Here is a 17,471-nt window from a genome sequence, read left to right as displayed (position 1 = left end):
CTTTTTATTTTCCTAAACAAAAATTACTAAACATTGCATCTAAAATTTCATCTCTTTCAAAATTTTTGGTAAATTGAGCTATTTCTCCTATGGCTAAATTTAATTCAAAAGCAAAAAGTTCTAAAGAACTTTCCTTTAATAAATCCCTTGCACGCAAAATAGCTTCACTAGCATTTTTACAAGCATTGAGTATTAAGGTATTGCTAATTAGCATTCCATCGCCATCTAAAGTATTTAAGTATTCATTTAAACTTTCCTTAATGGCTTGAGTGTTTTTTTGGGCGCAAATGCGTATACAAGAAGTGCTAATTTCATGTTTAAATTTGGTAGCCAAATCACTTTTATTTAAAACATAAATGATTTTTTTATCACAATCTTTTAAAGCTTGTAAAATATGTTCATCTTCTTCTTCAAATTCTTTAGATCCGTCAAAAACAGCTATAATGATATCTGCTTCTTTAATGCTTTCATAACTTAAGTTGACTCCGATTTTTTCTATCTCATCATCTGCGTTTCTTATACCTGCTGTGTCGATGATTTTAATTAAATGTGAGCCTATTTTTAAACTTTCCTCGATACGATCTCTTGTGGTGCCTGCAATATCAGAAACAATGGCTCTATTAAATGCTAAAAGCGAATTTAACAATGAGCTTTTTCCGGCATTTGGCTTACCTATAATAGCAACTTTAAAGCCATCTATAAGACCTTTTTTACTTAAAGAAATATCTACTATATCGCTTAAAAGTTTTGAATTTCTTTCACACATGGTAATGATTTGATCAAGTAGATCTTGTGGTAAATCATCATCTGCATAGTCAATGCTAGTTTCTACAAAAGCAAGAGTTTGAACAAGGTCTATTCGAATGGCGTTTAAAAATTTACTTAAATCACCTTTAATATTTTTTGCTATGATATTTGCAGCACTTGTTGATTTTGACATGATAGCATCTTGTATGCTTAAAGCTTTTAAAAGATCCATTTTGCCATTTAAGCAAGCTCTTTTACTAAATTCTCCAGGATTAGCAAGGCGCGCGCCTGCTAAAACAAGCTCATCGAGTAAAATTTCACTCAAAGAAAAACCGCCATGAAGTTGAAATTCTACAATATCTTCTCCTGTAAAAGAGTAGGGTGCTTTAAAATAAATTACTAAAGCCTCGTCTAAAAAGTCATTATTGTTTTTATAAAGTTTGCACAAGCGTGCATAGCGTGGTGTGAGTTCTTTTTTGTGGGTAATTTTCAATGCAAGTTCTAAAGCTTTTTTTCCACTTACTCTAATAATACTTATAGAGCCCACTCCGTGAGCTGTAGCAATAGCAGCTATCGTGTCATTCATTCATTTTTCTTCAAAAAATCATTCACAACGATATATCTTTGATCGTCATTTTGTTTGATAGCTACATACTTATCAGGAAAGCGTTCTCTTAATTTTTCTAACGCAAGTTTTAGCCAAATTCCATCTAGTGGTTTTGTTTGAACTCTTCCAGTGTTCTCTACTTTTTCTATGAGAATTTTTAAATAACTATCAATAGCTTGGGTTTGGTTTTCCAAAAATTGTGCTATTTCTAGTCTTGGTTGAATTTTATATTTAGCATTAAGCCAATTATAAAGTAAATATGAAAAAGCTTTATATCTGTGAGCTTCTTTGCCTATAAGCAAGGCTGCATCTTCTCCATCAAGTTTAATTAAAACACAGGTTTCATCCCAAACACTAACTTGCACAACTTTAATATCAAAATCAAAAGTTGCTAATAAATTTTCTAGTGAAATTTTTATCTCATCTATATAAGAAACAATGTTTTTTTCTTCTGAAGACTCCTTATGGAAAGAATCAAAAATAGCATCATTTTTTACTTTGTAATGTTCTTTAGGTTGAGCAATATCTTCAATTGGTTTTTGAAAATTTTCTTTATATTCTTTTTTATATTCATTTTTTTCAAAATTTTTTTGAGAATATTTGTTAAATTTCTCATTTTGATTTTTTTTAGGTTTTTCATTATGGACTTTTTGAGTTTTTTTATGTCCTTTAATACAGATTATCGCATTTTTTTTAAAAAGGCCAAAAAATCCTGCTTTAGCATGTTGAATAACTTCGTATTCTAAGTCAATCACAGAGCACTCAAGTTGTTTTGAAGCTTCTATGAGTGCAGTTTGTAAGTCTTTAGCTTCTATGTTCATGTTTAGCTATTTCCTCTTTTTTGTGGTTTTTGAAAAGCTTATTAACAATTACTTGTTGGATAAGTGAGCATATATTATTTACACACCAATATAAAGTTAAACCTGCTGGGAATGTTAAGAAAAAGAAAGTGAAAATTAATGGTAAGAATTTCATAATCTTTTCTTGCATAGGATCTTGTATAGCCATTGGTGTAATAAGTTGTTGGATAAACATAGTTAGACCCATAAATATAGGTAAAATAAACCATGGATCCATCACAGATAAATCTGTAATCCAAAAAGCCCAAGGTGCAGCTTTAAGTTCTATGGCATTTAGTAAAACTCTATAAATTGCAAAGAAAATTGGAATTTGAATGAGTATAGGTAAACATCCGCTCATTGGGTTTGCACCATGTTTTTTATAAAGTTCCATCATATGTAAATTCATTTTTTGTGGATCACCTTTGTAGCGTTCTCTAATTTCTTTCATTTTTGGTGCTAAATCTTTGAGTTTATTCATAGAAATCATTGATTTGTAAGTAAGTGGGAAAAGAATAATACGCACAATTAAAGTCATCACTACGATAGCCCAACCCCAATTACCCAAATAACCATGTAAGAAATTTAAAAATTCAAACATAGGTTTAGCTATAAAAGTAAACCAACCATATTCTACCACATCATCTAAATCCGCATGAATGCTTCTTAAAATTTCATGCTCTTTTGAACCTATATATCCGGTTGCTTTAAAATTATTAGTTGCACTTGCAAAAACGATAGAATTTTCGTGATTATCTTTAGTAACTACTGCATTTAAAGGTTTTTCAAAATTATAAAAGAAAGTACTATAATAGCGATCTGAAGCTGCCATAAGGGTTACATTAGAAAAACTTTCATCGTTTTCTATATCACCATCTTCTAACATTGTTATTTTATCATCTTTATCTAAGATTAAAACTCCATGTACTGTATAACTATCAACTGCTATATTTGGACGATAACCTGGAGTGATAAAATAAGCTGTATCTTTGCTTAGATTTACTTCTAAATCATAATTTCCATATTTGTGAAAAGTGATTTTTTTAGTTATTATTAGATCATTTAAATTTTGAGTAAGAATTAATGTTGTATTTTCATCATTTACATTGATAGTTTTTTGACTAGCTGTATATACTGTATTGAATGCCTCTTGATTTATCTTTGCATCACTAAATCTTATTTCTAGTGGCAAAGGTGATAAAGAAGTATCTACTAGATTAATGCTTTTACCATTTTCATCTTTATATTTTTCATCGCTTAGATAAAATTTAGCTATTCTACCTAAAGAGTCAATATGTGCTTCAAAATGCTCACTTTTAACAACTGCTATTTCTTCTTTTTGATTAACACTAAGTTCTGTCTTTGGAGCTTGTGTATTTGTATTTGCGGTTGTAGTTTGTGGAGCTGAATTGTTTTGTTCTATATGAGTGATATTTTGCTCATTTTGTGGTGCTTTTGGAATAAAAAAATAATCATAAACTACAAAAAATAAAAATGATAATACAACGGCAATTAATATGCGTTTTTGCTGGGATAAATTTTCTGACACGGATTGTCCTTTGGAAATATAATCTTAATTAAAAAAAATTGATTATCATTGCAAGGGATATAAAAATAATTGAGTTGTTTTAAAGCATTAAAACTAGGTTTAAAACATACACCTGAGTTTAGAGTATTCTTGCGTATTTTAGGATAATCAATACCACCTTTAAAAAACGGATTGCATTTTAAAATTCTTAAAAAAACTGCACCAAATGCTTTAAAAATATTATTTTTTTTAAATTGCCATAAGGCATATTCAGAACAACTTGGATAATACCTGCAGCATTGTGGCTTAAAAGGGCTGATAAAGAGCTGGTAAAATCTAATAAGTTTTAAACAAGCTATTTTATACATCCTATTTTTTTCAAACCCCATTTCAAGTTTTTTTCTAATTTTAAAAAAGGAATTTCAGTAATACTTGTCTTAGCTACAAGTATGTATTTCCCGTTTTCGACTTGATTTTTAACCTGAAAAAAAGCTGATCTTAAGAGCCTTTTGGCTCTATTTCTAACGACAGCTTTTCCAACTTTTTTACTAGCAACAACAGCAAATTTTTTTTCTTTACTTAAAGTATAAAAGATGATTACACCTTCACAGTGCCACTTTTTACCTTCTTTATAAATTGTTGCAAACTCTCCTAAGTCGTTAATACTTAGAAAATCTTTTATACCGCTAATCTTTTTCTACCTTTAGCGCGTCTAGCATTGATTACCTTGCGACCATTTTTGCTTTTCATACGCACACGGAAGCCATGAGTTCTTTTTTTAGGAGTTTTGTGTGGTTGATATGTTCTTTTCATATTCTTTCCTTAACTTAAAATAAAAAACAAAATAATAAGCGTGTATTTTATCAAAATCTTACTTAAATCTGCTTTTAATTAAGAGTTATTTTAAAAGTTTTTGCTAAATTTTTGTTTTATTTTTATGTATTTTAAGGAAAAATCATGAGTTTTGAAATTTGTGAGAGTAAAAAAGAAGATTTAGAAAAAATTTTAGAATTAATTAAAGAGCTTGCTATCCATGAAAATATGCTTGAAGATGTAAAATGCACAACTAAAGAACTTGAAGAATCTTTTTTTGAAAATAAATATGCTAAGGCTTTAAGTCTAAAAGTTGATGGTAAAATCATAGGTTATGCAATGTATTATTTTACTTTTTCGTCTTTTTGGGGTTTAGGTGGGTTATATCTAGAAGATATTTATATACAAGCAAAACATAGAAAAAAAGGCTATGCAAAAGCTGTTTTTAAATATTTAGCACAAATTTGTAAAGAAAAAAATCTTAAAAGATTAGAATGGGTATGTTTGAATGATAATGATTTAGGGATTGAGTTTTATACTAAATTAAATGCAAAGCATATGAATGAGTGGAGAACTTATCGTTTAGAGGGTGAAAATTTAGAAGCATTGATGTAATGAATAAGCGTAATTTGTATTATTTAAAAGCTTTTGGCTATGAATATTTTAACGAGCAAAAACAAATTAGGCATTTTAATTTAAGTTTTAAAGAATTAAACGAAAGGGTAAAAACCTGCAATCTTTGTCATTTTTCTAGACTAAGAAAGCATAGTTTAATGGAAAAAGAAGCCAAAAATGCTAAAATTTTGATTTATCAGACCTTTATTGACAAGGAAGAGAATGAAAGTGGAAAGTTTTTTGCTTCTAAAAATAAACAAGAACTTTTGAAATTATGCAAGGAGCTTTTAAATTTAAAAGATGATGAGATATATTTTTCTTATATGTTTAAATGTTTTAGTAATTTTAAAATAGACGATCAAGCATTAAAATTATGCTTGCCGTATTTTTATAATGAGCTTGATTTTATAAAAGTAAAGATTATTTTATGTCTTGGCCAAGAAGCTTTTACAAGTTTGGGTTTTGAGAATTTTCAAAAATATAAAGGACAATGTATGTATTATAATAATGCCTTACTTTTGCCAAGCTATGATTTGAATTTTTTGAGTAAAAATCCTAGCTTTTATGCTGAATTTATAGAAGATATTAAAAAAATAAAAGGTTATTTATGAGAAAAAGTTTAGTTTGTTTGATGATGAGTTTTGTTTTAACTTTAAGTGTTTTTGCAAAAGAGCAAAAGCCATCGCCCATAGAACCTAGTGAGTCTTTTTATCCTAATTTAGAATTTCAAAATTGTGATAATGATTGTTTATTTACTTTGTTGGAAACAGGACTTTATTTTAATTTTTTATCAAGATTTAATAATGATAATGCAAATGAGCTTTTAGTCAATATCTATACCAAACTTTTAAATTCTATTATAGATTTTGAAAAAAGAATTCAAAAAAATGCTAGCATAAAACTAGCTATTATTATACCTGAGCAAACGATTAAAAGTTATTCTAATACTATTATAAATTCAAGCATAGCGTATTTATTAAGACAAAGAGCGCAAATAAAAGTAAAGGTGTTTTTAATAGGTACAGAAGATGAGAGCAAGATAACTAAAGCTTTTAAACAAGCTCAAGATGAGAAATTTAATTATATTATCGCAGGTTTTACAGATAAAGGTGTGAAAAATTTATTAAAAGAAAGCCTTGATTCTAATGTAAAAGTTTTTATTCCTACTGCACACAAAAGAAATTTTGATACGCAAAATGAAAATGTGTATTTTGGAAGTATAGATTATCAAAAACAAATCCAAAAACTTTTGGAATACTCCAATGGTAAAAATATTATTTTTTCAGATGGAACACCTTTGGCAAATCGCTTAGATGAGAATGTTTTAAACGCAGGTAATGGTAGTGAGAAAATTTATACTATTAATAGTTCTAAATTTGATTTTAGAAGTATTTTAAATCAAAATAGAAGTTTTCAAGATTCTAGTATTATTTTAAATACTTCTTTGATTAAAACAGCACTCATAAGCTCACAAATAAGAACTTATGATATAGAGCCTTTTGTATTATTATCAACCCAGATTAATTATAATCCTATTTTGCTAAGTTTAACGCAAATTAATGATAGAAAAAAACTTTTGCTAGCAAATTCCATTTCTAATGAGGATCAAACTCTAAGCTATCTTAATGAGCTTTTTTCGCAAAATATTAATTACAACTGGATAGCTTATGCAACTAGCGTGGGCCTTGATTATTTTTATACGCAGTTTTTAGATAAAGATTCTCAAAGAATTTTTGATGAGGGTTTAAATGATAATCAATTTGACTATAAGGTTAAAATCATTCGCTCGCAAGGCTTAGGTTTTACTCCTTTGCAAGATCAGTAAAAACCTTAGTTATAGTCTCATCTATAGGGGCTACTTTTTCATTTTTTAAAAAAGCTAGGGTAAATTCAGCTTCAAAAAGCTTGGTATTTTCTTTATAAATCTCTTGTTTTATACAAACTGAGGCTTTTTTAAGCTTTGTGATAAATGTTTTTACTTCTATAAGATCTCCAAGTTTAGCGGGTTTTAAAAAGTTACAATTTGCTTTTGTAAGTAGAAAATGTCCTGTATTTTTATCAAAAATTTTTGCATTTTTTTGAAAAAATATCTCACTTCTTGCTCTTTCGCAAAATTTTAAGTAGTTGCTATGGTATACCACTCCACCTGCATCGGTATCTTCATAATAAATTCGTATTTGCATTTTAGACCTTTTATTTTATTATATATTGATCGGAAAATATCGCTTACAATCAACTTTTTTTATTGATAAATTTGTTGAAATTCTACTTAAAATGTCATAAGAAAAGCATAAAACATTCTTGATTTTATATCTTATGTTAAAATTGTATTTTATATCATTGAAAAAAGGAAAATCATGCAAGTTTTGCAAAAAATGTTTAAATTGCTAGCTATTATGGCTTTTGTTTTTAGTGTGAGTGCAAATGCACTTAGTGAGGGTAAAGAGTATATTACTTTAAAAACACCTATCCCAAATGCACAAAATTCTCTAATAGAGGTATTTTCTTATCGTTGTATTCATTGCTATAATCATCATCAATTTCACACTCTAGCAAAAGTTAAACAAGCTTTACCAAATTTAAAATATGATCTTTTCTCGGTAAGTTCTATGCTCGAGTACGGTGGTGCTTTAAATGAGATGTTTGCTTTAGCTTCTTTTAAAGAAAAAGCTTTAGGTTTAGATGTTACTAGTGAAAAAAGTCTTACTTATAAGCTTGCTGATGTGTATTTTGTAAGTCATTTTGAAAAAAAATTAAATTTAAATAATCTTGATTTGTTTTATAAAATAGGTTTAAATGCCATTGGTGCTAGTAAAGAAGAATTGCAAAAATTTTTACAAACTAAAGAAGCCAAAGAGCTTTTAGTTGCTTATGATGTAGCTAATGAAATTTCAAGAAATTATGGCACGCCTGCTTTTGTAGTAAATGGCAAATATCAAATCAATCCTGAGTATATCACTTCTTTAGAAGAACTAATCCGTATAGTTAAAGAACTTTCTACCAAGTAATGCTTTTTTAAGCATTACTTTTTGTAATTTTTGTGATAAAGTATTATTATTTTTTATTTTTTTAATAATTATATTTTCATTTTGAAATTTTTTCTTATTGTTTAATTAATATTTAAGTTATATTAATATAACTTAAGCATGTTTATAATAAATTGCAAATATTTATTATATATAAAATACAAATAGGAGAAATAAAATGAAATTCAACTTAAATAATTTGTCAAAAGCAATGGCGGCAGCTGCTTTTGTTCTTGGTGTGAGTGCAAATGCACTTAGTGAGGGTAAAGAGTATGTGGTTTTAAAAACACCTATCCCAAATGCTCAAAATTCTTTAATAGAAGTATTTTCTTATCGTTGCACACATTGTTATGATCATCATAAGTTTAATACCATGTCAAAAGTCAAAGAAAAATTACCACAATTAACTTATAAATTTTATCCTGTTAGCTCTATGGGTGATTATGGTAAGCAAGCTAATGAAATTTTTGCTTTTGCTGCTTTTAAAGATGAGCAAAATAAAGTAAGTCAAAGCGATAAAAATAGTTTAACTCATAAAGCTTCTGAAGCATATTTTAATGCTTATTTTAAGAAAAAACAAAGATGGGGAAATGGAGCCAATCCTGAAGCGTTTTATGAAGTAGGATTAAAAGCAATTTCAGCAAGCAAAGAAGATTTAGATAACTTTTTAAAAACTCCTGAGGCTAGTGAAATTTTAAAATCTTATGAAAATGCTAATGATATCTCTAAAAACTATGGTACACCTGCATTTGTGGTAAATGGTAAATACCAAATCATACCACAAGCTATCACATCTCCACAAGCTTTAATAGAAATAACAGAAGAATTAAGCAAGATGTGATTTGAGGTATTTTATGAGTTCTTGTCCTATTAGTAAAATCACCACTTGGCAAAATACAAGAGTTCCTTGGTTGATAATGGTTATAGCTATGGTAGGCTTAACTTTTATAGCACACTTTTTGTTTCAAGAATACCTTTATATGGAGCCTTGTGAGCAGTGTGTTTATATAAGATTTGCTATGTTAACTATGGCTTTTGGTGGTATTTTAGCCTTGATAGATCCTAAAAATGATTATCTAAAAATTTTTGCTTATACTTTTGTATTTTGGGGTATATGGCTTGGTATAGAGTATTGTATTACTCTTAATCATATCCATGAGGTAGTACATTCAGAAAATCCTTTTGCTGGTGTTGATGGGTGTAGAGAAATTCCTATATATCCTTTTAATTTACCATTGCATGAATGGGCACCAGGATGGTTTTTACCAACAGGTGAGTGTGGTATGGATACACCTATAGTGCCTGAAGATGTTTATGGTAGTTTAAATGCTTTTCAGAAATTTTTTGTTGGAAATCCTCCAAATTTTGAAGATGGTTTGTATAGTAATGGTTGGTATTTGATTCCTAGTATGGAATTTATGAATATGGCGATTTGTTGTTTGTTGGCTTTTGTTGTTTGTTTGGTGATTTTAGGAAGCATGTTTGTTTCTTATACATTTTCACATTCTAAGGCTAAATTTTATGCTTTGATTGTTTTGATATTAGTAGTTTTGCTAAAAATTTTAGGTGAGCCAAGTGTGCAAATAGCTTAATAATATAAAAAAGGAGAAAAAATGAAGATTAGTAAAATTGTAAGTAGTATTTTGCTTGCTAGCAGTGTTGTTATGGTAGTACCTAGTGTTTCTTTGGCTATGGGTGGACCTAGTGGTGCTAAAATTGATTGGGAAATTCAAGGCAAAATTGGCGCAGTAAAGATGAATCCTTATGGTTTATCTCCGCTTAGTGCTGTAATTATGGATGGTGGATATAAACTAAGTGATGTAAGCGTAACTATAGTTCCAAAACCAAATGGGCAAACTATATCTTATAAGGTTAGCCCTAGTAAAATTAAAACTTATGGAGGAATTCCTGTTTTTGGACTTTATCCATCATATTTTAATACAGTAAAAGTAAGTTATACCAAAACTGCTTTTGGAAAGAGTGAAAAAGTAGTAGATGAGGTATATAAAATAGCAACTGGTGGAGTTAATATAGAGCCAAGTGGAAGTATTATGCAAAGAGGTGTGCCTTTTGAAAAAGTAGAAGTGATTAAAGTAGATAAAGGTTTTGAAGATAGGTTGTATTTGGTTAATAATGCTCCAGGGAAACAAAGTGGAAAAGGCTCTCAATCTGTTTGGAATAACCCAGCAGGTGGTGCAATGGAATGGGATGAGAATTCAAATGCATTTATCATTGATACAAAAGGTGAAATTCGTTGGTATTTTGACAATGATAAATTAATGGATTGGAATAATATTTACAACCGTGGTATTATGATGGGATTTAGGCAAAATACTGATGGGGCTTTAACTTGGGGTTTTGGACAAAGATATGTTAAATATGATTTAATGGGTAGAGAAATTTTCAATCGTCTTTTACCTTCTTCTTATATAGATTTTTCTCATTCTATGGATAATATGCAAAATGGAAATTATCTTTTAAGGGTGGCTTCTGCCAATGTTAAGCGTCCTGATGGTAAAAATGTGCGTTCAGTGCGCGATGTGATAGTAGAAGTTGATAAAAATGGTAATGTAGTAGATGAGTGGAGATTGTTTGAAATTTTAGATCCATATAGAGCAAATGTAATCAAAGCATTAGATCAAGGTGCTGTTTGTTTAAATATTGATGCGAGTAAAGCAGGGGTTACTTTAAGTGATGAGGATTTAGCTAAAATGGATGCAAGTGATTCTTTTGGCGATATAGCAGGCACTGGAGTAGGGCGTAACTGGGCTCATGTAAATAGCGTAGATTATGATCCAAGTGATGATAGTATTATTATTTCAAGTCGTCATCAAAGTGCTATTATAAAAATAGGACGCGATAAAAAAGTAAAATGGATATTAGGAGCACACAAAGGATGGGGAGAAAAATATAAAAAAACACTTTTGCAACCTGTTGATAAAAATGGTAAAAAGATAGTTTGTGAAGATGAGTATAGCAAATGTCCAGGATATGAAAACGAAGAAGGTGGTTTTGATTTTACATGGACACAGCATACTGCTTTTAGAATAGATGAAAAATCTGACAAAAGATATATTTATATCACAGCTTTTGATAATGGCGATGCAAGAGGTATAGAGCAACCTGCTTTTGCTTCAATGAAATACTCAAGAGCAGTTGTGTATAAAATAGATCAAAAAAATAAAACCGTAGAACAAATTTGGGAGTATGGAAAGCAAAGAGGCAATGAATGGTTTTCACCTGTCACTTCTTTAGCAGAATACCATAAAGATAAAAATTCCATCATGGTTTATAGTGCTACTGCTGGAATGTCATTTGACTTAAGCAAGGGTGCTGCTGTAGGTGAGCCAAAACCTGAAATAGATGAATTTAAATGGGGAGCTAAAGAACCTTCAGTACAAATTCGCTTTAGCGGAGCAAGTACTGGTTATCAAGCTATGCCTATTGATTTAGAAAAAGCATTTAAATAAGAAAAAAGGGCTTTTTTAAAGCCCTTTTAATTTTTATAAATATCCTGCACCTAAAGCTAAAAAATAACCTACTATACAAGAAACAATCACACCAATTAATCCTGGTAAGATAAAGCTATGATTGATAACAAATTTACCTATTTTTGTAGTACCTGATCTATCAAATTGTATAGTTGCAAGATCGCTTGGATAAGTTGGTAAAATGTAGTATCCATAGCAAGCTGCTGCAAAAGCAATGATAATACCTGGTTCAACACCAATTCCTAGTGCAAGTGGCACAAAAGCTGCAATTGCTGCTGCTTGAGAATTAACAAATTTAGAAATAAGTAAAAGCATAATAGCATAAGTCCAAGGATGTTCTATAACGATATTACCTAAAGATTCTTTCATCATAGGAGTATGCACTGCAAACATTGTATCTGCCATCCAAGAAATTCCAAAAACAGCTACTAAGGCTATCATACCGGATTTAAAAATTTCATTTTTTGCAATTTTGCTTGCATCAAGTTTGGTAAAAATGATTAGCGCTGCACCTGCTAAAAGCATAAACATTTGAATAGTTGCTACCATATTCATAGGTTTGGTAACGCCTTTTGAGGTAAATTGTGGTCTAAGCTCTGGAAAAGCTCCAAGTATAGCTACTATAGCAATAGCACCTAGGAAAATCCACATAGCTACCCATTGGATAGTTGGAAGTTTTTGTCCAAGAAGAGTTTTACTATCGCCATAGATATATTCTCTTTGTTCTGGATTTTTAATCTTAGCTTGAAAATCCTTATCTTTATCAAGATCTTTTCCCCTAAACCAAGAAAAAATTCCTATAGCCAAAACACCTACTAAGGTAGAAGGTATAGTAATAGCAAGTAAATCTACATAGCCATCAAATCCTGCTAAAGGATGTTTATTAATTTCTGGATTTAAAAGTAGGGCTGTTAAGCTTACAACTGCAACTGAAACAGGACTTGCGATAATACCAAGTTGTGAAGAAATACTAGAAGCAGCCATTGGTCTTTCTGGGCGAATACCATTTTTAATAGCAATGTCATAAATAATAGGCATCATAGTATAGACAACATGCCCAGTTCCACAAAGCATGGTAAGAATGCAAGTTACAAATGGCGCCAAAATAGTTAAGAATTTAGGATTTTTTCTTAGAACTTTTTCTGCAATTTGCAACATTACATCCAAACCACCACTAGCTTGCAAAGTTGCACTAGCAACAACAACAGCTAAAATGGTAAGCATAACATCAATAGAAGGTTTTCCAGGTGCTACAGCAAAACCAAAACTTAAAACTAATAAACCTATACCGCCTAATAAGCCTAGAGCGATACCGCCTTTTTTTGCCCCATAAAAAAGACAAATAAGAACAACAATTAGTTGGATACTAAATTGAACACCTTCGCTAAGGCTAGTTAGTATTTCCATACTCTCTCCTTATTTTTTGAAATATGTGAGAGTATAATCCAAGTTTTATTAATAGTAAATAAAATTTTTTATTATTTAAATAAATATTTACTAATATTTTGAATTTATTTATCAAAATATTGGTTATTTTATATTTATTGATAATATTTTAAGATTGCATAAAGAATTTTACTGATTTTTTCAATAGAAGCTATTTCACATTTTTCATCTGTTGAGTGAGGGCTATGGATATTTGGTCCTATTGAGCAACATTCTAAAGGTTGTTTTTCACTTATAATACCACATTCTAAACCAGCATGTATAGTGTAAAGCTTGGCATTTGGGTTTTCTTTTTTAAAATAACTTAGAATTTCTTCTCCAAATTTAGTATCTTTATTAGCCCACGGTGGATAAAAATTTGCACTTGAAACTTCGCAGTTTTGCATCTTAAAATAAGTTAAGGTTTCAAATTCTATGTTTTTAAGTTCTTGTAAATCATTAGATCTTGCAAAAAGCTCAAAATGAAATTTGCTATCTTTTTCATAAGCTAGTGAAAGATTGATACTTGTTTGAACTAATTTTAATTGATGATTAAAAGTTCTAACTCCTTGTGCAAAAGCATTAATGAGATTTAAAATAACTTGAGAATTTTTATAATATGTTCTTTTGATTTTACCTATATAATTTACTTTAAAATGATCATTTTCTTTTGGAGGATTTTTAAAAAATGCTATAACTTTAGCATGTTTTGGTATAGAATTTATTCTTTCACCTGCTTTAAATTCGCAAAGTTCTCCTTGATTTTGAGTGATAAAATAGCTCACTTCTTTAATAGAAGATTTAATATTTTTAACAATATCAATTCCCGAGTGCCCACCTTTAAAATCAATTGCTTCTATCTCATAACAATTTTCTTCTTTTTCATCTATTTCTAAGTTTAAACTAGCAAAAATATCTACCCCACCAGCACAACCTATAACAACTTCATCATCGCTTTCGTGGTCTAAATTTAAAAGCTTGCTTGAGATCAAAGTATGGGTGAGATTGTTTGCTCCACAAAGTCCAACTTCTTCATCATTAGTAAAAAGACATTCTATATTTTCAAAATCTTTTAAAGTTTGCATCATTAGTGATACTCCTATGCCATTATCTGCACCTAAGCTTGAATTTTTAGCCTTTAAATATCCGTTTTCTTCATATATTTGTATATTTGGAGCTTCTCCCATGCAAACCATATCATAATGACTTTGTAAACAAATTTTAGGATTTCCTTTGTGTGCGTGGATATTACCTGCTTCATCAACGCTTACTTGGCAATTTTGACTTTTAGCAAAATCAATGAGAAAATTTTTCAATTCTTCGGTTTTGAAACTACAATGAGGTATTTGAGCAATTTGTTTAAAATTTTGTATAATTTCTTGCATAAATTCTCCTTTTTATTGTAATTATGGCATATTTTTATATAGATGAGGTTTAAATGAAATTTTCTAGGAAACAAATTAAATTATTTATAAACTTATTAAAAGATCCGAAGAAATTTTTAATCGCATTTTTTTTAGTTGCTTTTGCTTATGTTTTAAACTATGATAGTGGTTCATATATCAATGCTAAAGTAAGTCGTGTAGTAGATGGAGATACTATTGAGGCTAAATTCGAAAATGAAAAACTTAAAATCAGACTTTTTGGTATAGATGCACCTGAGAGTGATCAAGCTTATGGAAAGATGGCTACGCAATTTCTAAAAGCTATTGTATTAAATAAAGAAGTAGTTTTGAATGTAAAAGATGAGGATAAATATGGTAGAATTTTAGCCATTGTATATTTAAATGATAAAGATATTAATCAAGTTATGGTTAAAAATGGTTTTGCTTGGGCATATGAGCATTATAGTGATTTGTATATAAATGAGCAAAATTATGCCAAGATAAATAAAAAAGGATTATGGGAAAGTGAAAATCCTATAGAGCCTTATAAATGGCGTAAACAAATAAGATTAAAATAGGATATAAGATGTTTAAAAAAATATTATTGTTTGGATTTTTAGCATTATTTTTTAGCGGTTGTTTTGTAAATGAAAGAGGGGTTTCAAATCGCTTTTATGATGATTGTAAAGAATATTATGATGCAAGCGGGACTTATCATAAAGAATGTCCAAAGAATTGGGTGGATTTACCTTTAACCCCCGATTCCTTTTAAGACTGCATTAAGTTCTTCTTGCATTGATTCTTGTTTAGTTGTTTCTTGCTGATTTTGATTATTATTTGTAGCGGCTTGATTTTGTTTAAGTTTAAATATATGATCATCTGTAGTAATAACTTGAAAAGATGCGTCAAAAATTTTAATCTCATTTACAAAACCAGCTACTTTAACCTCTCTTTTTCTTGAGTCATCGCTAAATAAAGCACTCGCTTCAAGATTTAAAATATCTCCCACTTTTAAAGGAGCATAAAAAAAGCTTCTTGAGCCTATTAAGACGCTAAATTCTTTATTAATTGCAGCTTGTGCTATGTAATTTGCTGCATTAAATACAAAGCCACTATGCACTAATCCTAGTTCATCTACTGCCATATCATGGGTTGTGATTAAAATACCTTTGGCGAAATTTTTTTCTATATGAGAAATACTTCCTGCTAAAGTATTGTTTATCCCTGGACAAGTGATAAGTTCTGATTTAATACGATTTAACTCTTCTGGGTCTATTAATTCTTCTATAGTAACAGCACTTACTGTTCTTGCCATTTTTACACCTTTAATTTAACATAAACTCTTTTTGGTGCTTCATAGCCTTCGCAAGTTAAATTTGAATCATTTTTATCTAAAAATTGATCTAAAGAATAAGAATCAATCCATTGTGTTTTTCTTTGTTCTAAAAGATCGGTTTGTTTAGTTGTTATAACTTCAAATTCACTAAATCCAGCCCTATAACACCAATTTCTTAAACCTAATATCGACGGAATGAAAAAAATATTTGGTATTTTTGAGTAAGTTTTTTGAGGAATAAGTGCTATTTCTCTTTCATCTTCTATATACATAGTGTCTAAAAAGACTATGCCATCTTTATTTAAAGATTGTTTGAGTTGTTTTAGCATGGCTATGGGATCACTACGATGATAAATCACTCCAAGACAAAAAATCACATCAAATTTTATGCCATAATTTGGTACATCAGCTACGCCTAAAAGCTCATATTGTATAGGAGTTTTTGCAATGGAGTTTAAAAGTAAAAATTGCAAATAATACTTAATAGAAGGATCAAAACCTATGAGCTTTGAAGGATTAAATTCAAGCATTTTAAACATATAATAACCATTGTTGCAGCCAATATCTGCTACTATTTTGCCTTTTATTTCTTGCATATAAGGCTTTAAAATATTAAATTTGATAAAACTTTGCCATTCTGTATCTATAAATAAATCATTAATTTTAAAAGGTCCTTTACGCCAAGGTTTTAATTCTAAAGTGATATTCTTAATCTCATCATCTAAACTTTTATCACAAAAAATATCAAAACTTTCATTTATAAGGTAATTTGAATTTTGAATTTTTTCACTAAGTTTTTGAATTTTTTCATATAAAGGATGTTTTAAAACTTGCTTAAATAAAGCATTATTTTGCATATTTTTCCTTGAAAAACTCCCTTATTTGGGAGTTTTTATTATTGAAGTAGGCTTGCCAGTTTAGTTTGTAACATTACATTTGAATGAGCATTTGCAAATAAAAATGCATTTTCTTTTAGGTAATTTGCATTAAAATCATTGATATTTTGAGCTAAGTCATTATTTTGTAATTTGCTTTCAGCTTCTTTAGTGTTAATACTAGTTTGCAAAGATGAGTTGATATTAGAATGGATAGCGTTAATTCCAGCACCAATATCTGCGCGTAAAGAACCTACTTGATCTTGAAAATCACGAATTCCGTCTTGATTTTCAAGGCTTAAATTTGCTGTGCTTGGTTGATTTAAATTAATACTTTCAACCCCAGTACCAACAACAAAATCCATACTCTGAAATACATTTTTTCCATTAAAAGTCGCATTAGAAAAAGCATCATTGATTGAAGTTACAAGTTTGCTTGCTTCAGAATTTAGCATACTTTTTTGTCTGTCATTTAAAGCAGCATTGTTTGAGCGCACTGAAAGTTCATTGAGTTTGTCTGCAGTAGCTGAAATGTTATTTAAAGTTGAATCAGCAATTTGTAAAACTCCTATGGAATCATAGGCATTTAAAATACCTTGATCTATAGTGCTATATTGACTTCTTAAAGAATCAGCTATGGCTAAATTTGCTCCATCGCTCCCATCTATAGCACGGATTGCAGCTATGTTTTCTAAAGCTTTTTCTTGGCTTTTTTGAGCTTGATTTAAGTAGTGATTTTGTTGAGTTGTTCCTATATCGCCTATTTTCATCTTTGACTCCTTTT

21 protein-coding genes are annotated in these 17,471 nt (G+C 29.6%); 9 read left to right on the top strand and 12 right to left on the bottom strand.

The annotated features are described in order from the left end of the window. Positions 1 to 4 precede the first annotated feature (4 nt). Genes mnmE through rpmH form a run of 6 tightly spaced genes read right to left on the bottom strand, consistent with a single transcriptional unit; the run spans position 5 to position 4,534 of the window. On the bottom strand, positions 5 to 1,333 hold the full coding sequence (gene mnmE / locus L8X38_RS06235) for a tRNA uridine-5-carboxymethylaminomethyl(34) synthesis GTPase MnmE (RefSeq protein ID WP_263661574.1): 1,329 nt from the start codon (positions 1,331 to 1,333) through the stop codon (positions 5 to 7). Then, complete coding sequence (locus L8X38_RS06230; protein ID WP_263661573.1) at positions 1,330 to 2,175, bottom strand: Jag N-terminal domain-containing protein; 846 nt, start codon at positions 2,173 to 2,175, stop codon at positions 1,330 to 1,332. The genes mnmE and L8X38_RS06230 overlap by 4 nt, the downstream gene beginning before the upstream one ends. Further along, positions 2,159 to 3,742, bottom strand: a complete 1,584-nt coding sequence (gene yidC / locus L8X38_RS06225) for a membrane protein insertase YidC (RefSeq protein ID WP_263661572.1) — start codon at positions 3,740 to 3,742, stop codon at positions 2,159 to 2,161. The genes L8X38_RS06230 and yidC overlap by 17 nt, the downstream gene beginning before the upstream one ends. Continuing rightward, entirely contained in the window at positions 3,706 to 4,089 is a 384-nt protein-coding gene (gene yidD, locus L8X38_RS06220; protein ID WP_039664776.1) for a membrane protein insertion efficiency factor YidD, read from the bottom strand. Before yidD ends, yidC begins: the two co-directional genes overlap by 37 nt. Then, positions 4,077 to 4,403, bottom strand: coding sequence for a ribonuclease P protein component (gene rnpA, locus L8X38_RS06215; RefSeq protein WP_082018444.1), 327 nt, complete (start codon positions 4,401 to 4,403; stop codon positions 4,077 to 4,079). Before rnpA ends, yidD begins: the two co-directional genes overlap by 13 nt. Continuing rightward, a complete protein-coding gene (gene rpmH, locus L8X38_RS06210; RefSeq protein ID WP_012661270.1) occupies positions 4,400 to 4,534 on the bottom strand; it encodes a 50S ribosomal protein L34 in 135 nt (44 codons plus the stop codon). The genes rnpA and rpmH overlap by 4 nt, the downstream gene beginning before the upstream one ends. A gap of 141 nt (positions 4,535 to 4,675) precedes the next feature. On the opposite strand from rpmH, the gene L8X38_RS06205 reads away from it, so the two are divergent. From L8X38_RS06205 to L8X38_RS06195, 3 genes are read left to right on the top strand one after another with little or no spacing between them, the layout of a single operon-like run. Beyond that, the gene (locus L8X38_RS06205) at positions 4,676 to 5,149 is read left to right on the top strand and encodes a GNAT family N-acetyltransferase (RefSeq protein ID WP_263660624.1); all 474 of its coding nucleotides are present in this window, start codon (positions 4,676 to 4,678) and stop codon (positions 5,147 to 5,149) included. Further along, a complete protein-coding gene (locus tag L8X38_RS06200) occupies positions 5,149 to 5,760 on the top strand; it encodes a uracil-DNA glycosylase family protein (RefSeq protein WP_263661571.1) in 612 nt (203 codons plus the stop codon). Before L8X38_RS06205 ends, L8X38_RS06200 begins: the two co-directional genes overlap by 1 nt. Further along, positions 5,757 to 6,974: a hypothetical protein gene (locus L8X38_RS06195; RefSeq protein WP_263661570.1), complete on the top strand. Its 1,218-nt coding sequence runs from the start codon at positions 5,757 to 5,759 to the stop codon at positions 6,972 to 6,974. The genes L8X38_RS06200 and L8X38_RS06195 overlap by 4 nt, the downstream gene beginning before the upstream one ends. Here L8X38_RS06195 and L8X38_RS06190 read toward each other — a convergent pair. Further along, positions 6,952 to 7,332: a YbgC/FadM family acyl-CoA thioesterase gene (locus tag L8X38_RS06190; protein WP_087699453.1), complete on the bottom strand. Its 381-nt coding sequence runs from the start codon at positions 7,330 to 7,332 to the stop codon at positions 6,952 to 6,954. The two genes, L8X38_RS06195 and L8X38_RS06190, sit on opposite strands and share 23 nt — an antisense overlap. Before the next feature lie 174 nt (positions 7,333 to 7,506). Between L8X38_RS06190 and L8X38_RS06185 the strand changes: the two genes are divergently transcribed. The 4 genes from L8X38_RS06185 (at position 7,507) to L8X38_RS06170 (ending at position 11,645) form a co-directional block, all read left to right on the top strand. Then, positions 7,507 to 8,157, top strand: coding sequence for a thiol:disulfide interchange protein DsbA/DsbL (locus L8X38_RS06185; RefSeq protein WP_133319309.1), 651 nt, complete (start codon positions 7,507 to 7,509; stop codon positions 8,155 to 8,157). Between the two features lie 196 nt (positions 8,158 to 8,353). Then, the gene (locus tag L8X38_RS06180) at positions 8,354 to 9,016 is read left to right on the top strand and encodes a thiol:disulfide interchange protein DsbA/DsbL (RefSeq protein ID WP_039663243.1); all 663 of its coding nucleotides are present in this window, start codon (positions 8,354 to 8,356) and stop codon (positions 9,014 to 9,016) included. Positions 9,017 to 9,029: 13 nt separating this feature from the next. Continuing rightward, positions 9,030 to 9,767 carry a protein-disulfide oxidoreductase DsbI gene (gene dsbI / locus L8X38_RS06175; RefSeq protein WP_263659343.1) on the top strand — a complete coding sequence of 246 codons (738 nt, stop codon included), beginning with the start codon at positions 9,030 to 9,032 and terminating at the stop codon, positions 9,765 to 9,767. Positions 9,768 to 9,788: 21 nt separating this feature from the next. Next, entirely contained in the window at positions 9,789 to 11,645 is a 1,857-nt protein-coding gene (locus tag L8X38_RS06170) for an aryl-sulfate sulfotransferase (RefSeq protein WP_263661569.1), read from the top strand. A 33-nt stretch (positions 11,646 to 11,678) separates the two neighbouring features. Here L8X38_RS06170 and L8X38_RS06165 read toward each other — a convergent pair whose 3' ends face one another. Further along, on the bottom strand, positions 11,679 to 13,073 hold the full coding sequence (locus L8X38_RS06165) for an anaerobic C4-dicarboxylate transporter (RefSeq protein WP_263661568.1): 1,395 nt from the start codon (positions 13,071 to 13,073) through the stop codon (positions 11,679 to 11,681). A 134-nt stretch (positions 13,074 to 13,207) separates the two neighbouring features. Next, positions 13,208 to 14,476: a M20/M25/M40 family metallo-hydrolase gene (locus L8X38_RS06160; RefSeq protein ID WP_263661567.1), complete on the bottom strand. Its 1,269-nt coding sequence runs from the start codon at positions 14,474 to 14,476 to the stop codon at positions 13,208 to 13,210. A 53-nt stretch (positions 14,477 to 14,529) separates the two neighbouring features. On the opposite strand from L8X38_RS06160, the gene L8X38_RS06155 reads away from it, so the two are divergent. After that, positions 14,530 to 15,054 carry a thermonuclease family protein gene (locus L8X38_RS06155; protein WP_263659348.1) on the top strand — a complete coding sequence of 175 codons (525 nt, stop codon included), beginning with the start codon at positions 14,530 to 14,532 and terminating at the stop codon, positions 15,052 to 15,054. 8 nt (positions 15,055 to 15,062) lie between these two features. Further along, positions 15,063 to 15,248: a hypothetical protein gene (locus L8X38_RS06150; RefSeq protein ID WP_263659349.1), complete on the top strand. Its 186-nt coding sequence runs from the start codon at positions 15,063 to 15,065 to the stop codon at positions 15,246 to 15,248. Here the strand turns inward: L8X38_RS06150 and L8X38_RS06145 are convergent. Genes L8X38_RS06145 through L8X38_RS06135 form a run of 3 tightly spaced genes read right to left on the bottom strand, consistent with a single transcriptional unit; the run spans position 15,228 to position 17,457 of the window. Continuing rightward, positions 15,228 to 15,791: a hypothetical protein gene (locus tag L8X38_RS06145; RefSeq protein WP_133319302.1), complete on the bottom strand. Its 564-nt coding sequence runs from the start codon at positions 15,789 to 15,791 to the stop codon at positions 15,228 to 15,230. The two genes, L8X38_RS06150 and L8X38_RS06145, sit on opposite strands and share 21 nt — an antisense overlap. Positions 15,792 to 15,793: 2 nt before the next feature. Next, the gene (cmoB, locus tag L8X38_RS06140; protein WP_263660585.1) at positions 15,794 to 16,669 is read right to left on the bottom strand and encodes a tRNA 5-methoxyuridine(34)/uridine 5-oxyacetic acid(34) synthase CmoB; all 876 of its coding nucleotides are present in this window, start codon (positions 16,667 to 16,669) and stop codon (positions 15,794 to 15,796) included. A 38-nt stretch (positions 16,670 to 16,707) separates the two neighbouring features. Continuing rightward, positions 16,708 to 17,457 carry a flagellin gene (locus L8X38_RS06135; RefSeq protein WP_263660586.1) on the bottom strand — a complete coding sequence of 250 codons (750 nt, stop codon included), beginning with the start codon at positions 17,455 to 17,457 and terminating at the stop codon, positions 16,708 to 16,710. Positions 17,458 to 17,471: the final 14 nt, after the last annotated feature.

Origin of the sequence: Campylobacter sp. CNRCH_2014_2452 (assembly GCF_025772865.1) — a bacterium.
Taxonomy (GTDB): Bacteria; Campylobacterota; Campylobacteria; order Campylobacterales; family Campylobacteraceae; genus Campylobacter_D; species Campylobacter_D lari_D.
Note: the sequence above shows the minus strand (reverse complement) of the source record. Positions and strands in the feature narration are given on the sequence as shown.

What these genes read in the sequence shown, in the direction of transcription:
- L8X38_RS06150 (WP_263659349.1), top strand. Translation starts at nt 15,063, where the DNA reads ATGTTTAAAAAAATATTATTGTTTGGATTTTTAGCATTATTTTTTAGC.
- L8X38_RS06200 (WP_263661571.1), top strand. Translation starts at nt 5,149, where the DNA reads ATGAATAAGCGTAATTTGTATTATTTAAAAGCTTTTGGCTATGAATAT.
- L8X38_RS06160 (WP_263661567.1), bottom strand. Translation starts at nt 14,476, where the DNA reads ATGCAAGAAATTATACAAAATTTTAAACAAATTGCTCAAATACCTCAT.
- L8X38_RS06170 (WP_263661569.1), top strand. Translation starts at nt 9,789, where the DNA reads ATGAAGATTAGTAAAATTGTAAGTAGTATTTTGCTTGCTAGCAGTGTT.
- L8X38_RS06165 (WP_263661568.1), bottom strand. Translation starts at nt 13,073, where the DNA reads ATGGAAATACTAACTAGCCTTAGCGAAGGTGTTCAATTTAGTATCCAA.
- L8X38_RS06190 (WP_087699453.1), bottom strand. Translation starts at nt 7,332, where the DNA reads ATGCAAATACGAATTTATTATGAAGATACCGATGCAGGTGGAGTGGTA.
- L8X38_RS06155 (WP_263659348.1), top strand. Translation starts at nt 14,530, where the DNA reads ATGAAATTTTCTAGGAAACAAATTAAATTATTTATAAACTTATTAAAA.
- L8X38_RS06145 (WP_133319302.1), bottom strand. Translation starts at nt 15,791, where the DNA reads ATGGCAAGAACAGTAAGTGCTGTTACTATAGAAGAATTAATAGACCCA.
- dsbI (WP_263659343.1), top strand. Translation starts at nt 9,030, where the DNA reads ATGAGTTCTTGTCCTATTAGTAAAATCACCACTTGGCAAAATACAAGA.
- L8X38_RS06230 (WP_263661573.1), bottom strand. Translation starts at nt 2,175, where the DNA reads ATGAACATAGAAGCTAAAGACTTACAAACTGCACTCATAGAAGCTTCA.
- mnmE (WP_263661574.1), bottom strand. Translation starts at nt 1,333, where the DNA reads ATGAATGACACGATAGCTGCTATTGCTACAGCTCACGGAGTGGGCTCT.
- L8X38_RS06195 (WP_263661570.1), top strand. Translation starts at nt 5,757, where the DNA reads ATGAGAAAAAGTTTAGTTTGTTTGATGATGAGTTTTGTTTTAACTTTA.
- L8X38_RS06185 (WP_133319309.1), top strand. Translation starts at nt 7,507, where the DNA reads ATGCAAGTTTTGCAAAAAATGTTTAAATTGCTAGCTATTATGGCTTTT.
- L8X38_RS06135 (WP_263660586.1), bottom strand. Translation starts at nt 17,457, where the DNA reads ATGAAAATAGGCGATATAGGAACAACTCAACAAAATCACTACTTAAAT.
- cmoB (WP_263660585.1), bottom strand. Translation starts at nt 16,669, where the DNA reads ATGCAAAATAATGCTTTATTTAAGCAAGTTTTAAAACATCCTTTATAT.
- yidD (WP_039664776.1), bottom strand. Translation starts at nt 4,089, where the DNA reads ATGTATAAAATAGCTTGTTTAAAACTTATTAGATTTTACCAGCTCTTT.
- L8X38_RS06180 (WP_039663243.1), top strand. Translation starts at nt 8,354, where the DNA reads ATGAAATTCAACTTAAATAATTTGTCAAAAGCAATGGCGGCAGCTGCT.
- rpmH (WP_012661270.1), bottom strand. Translation starts at nt 4,534, where the DNA reads ATGAAAAGAACATATCAACCACACAAAACTCCTAAAAAAAGAACTCAT.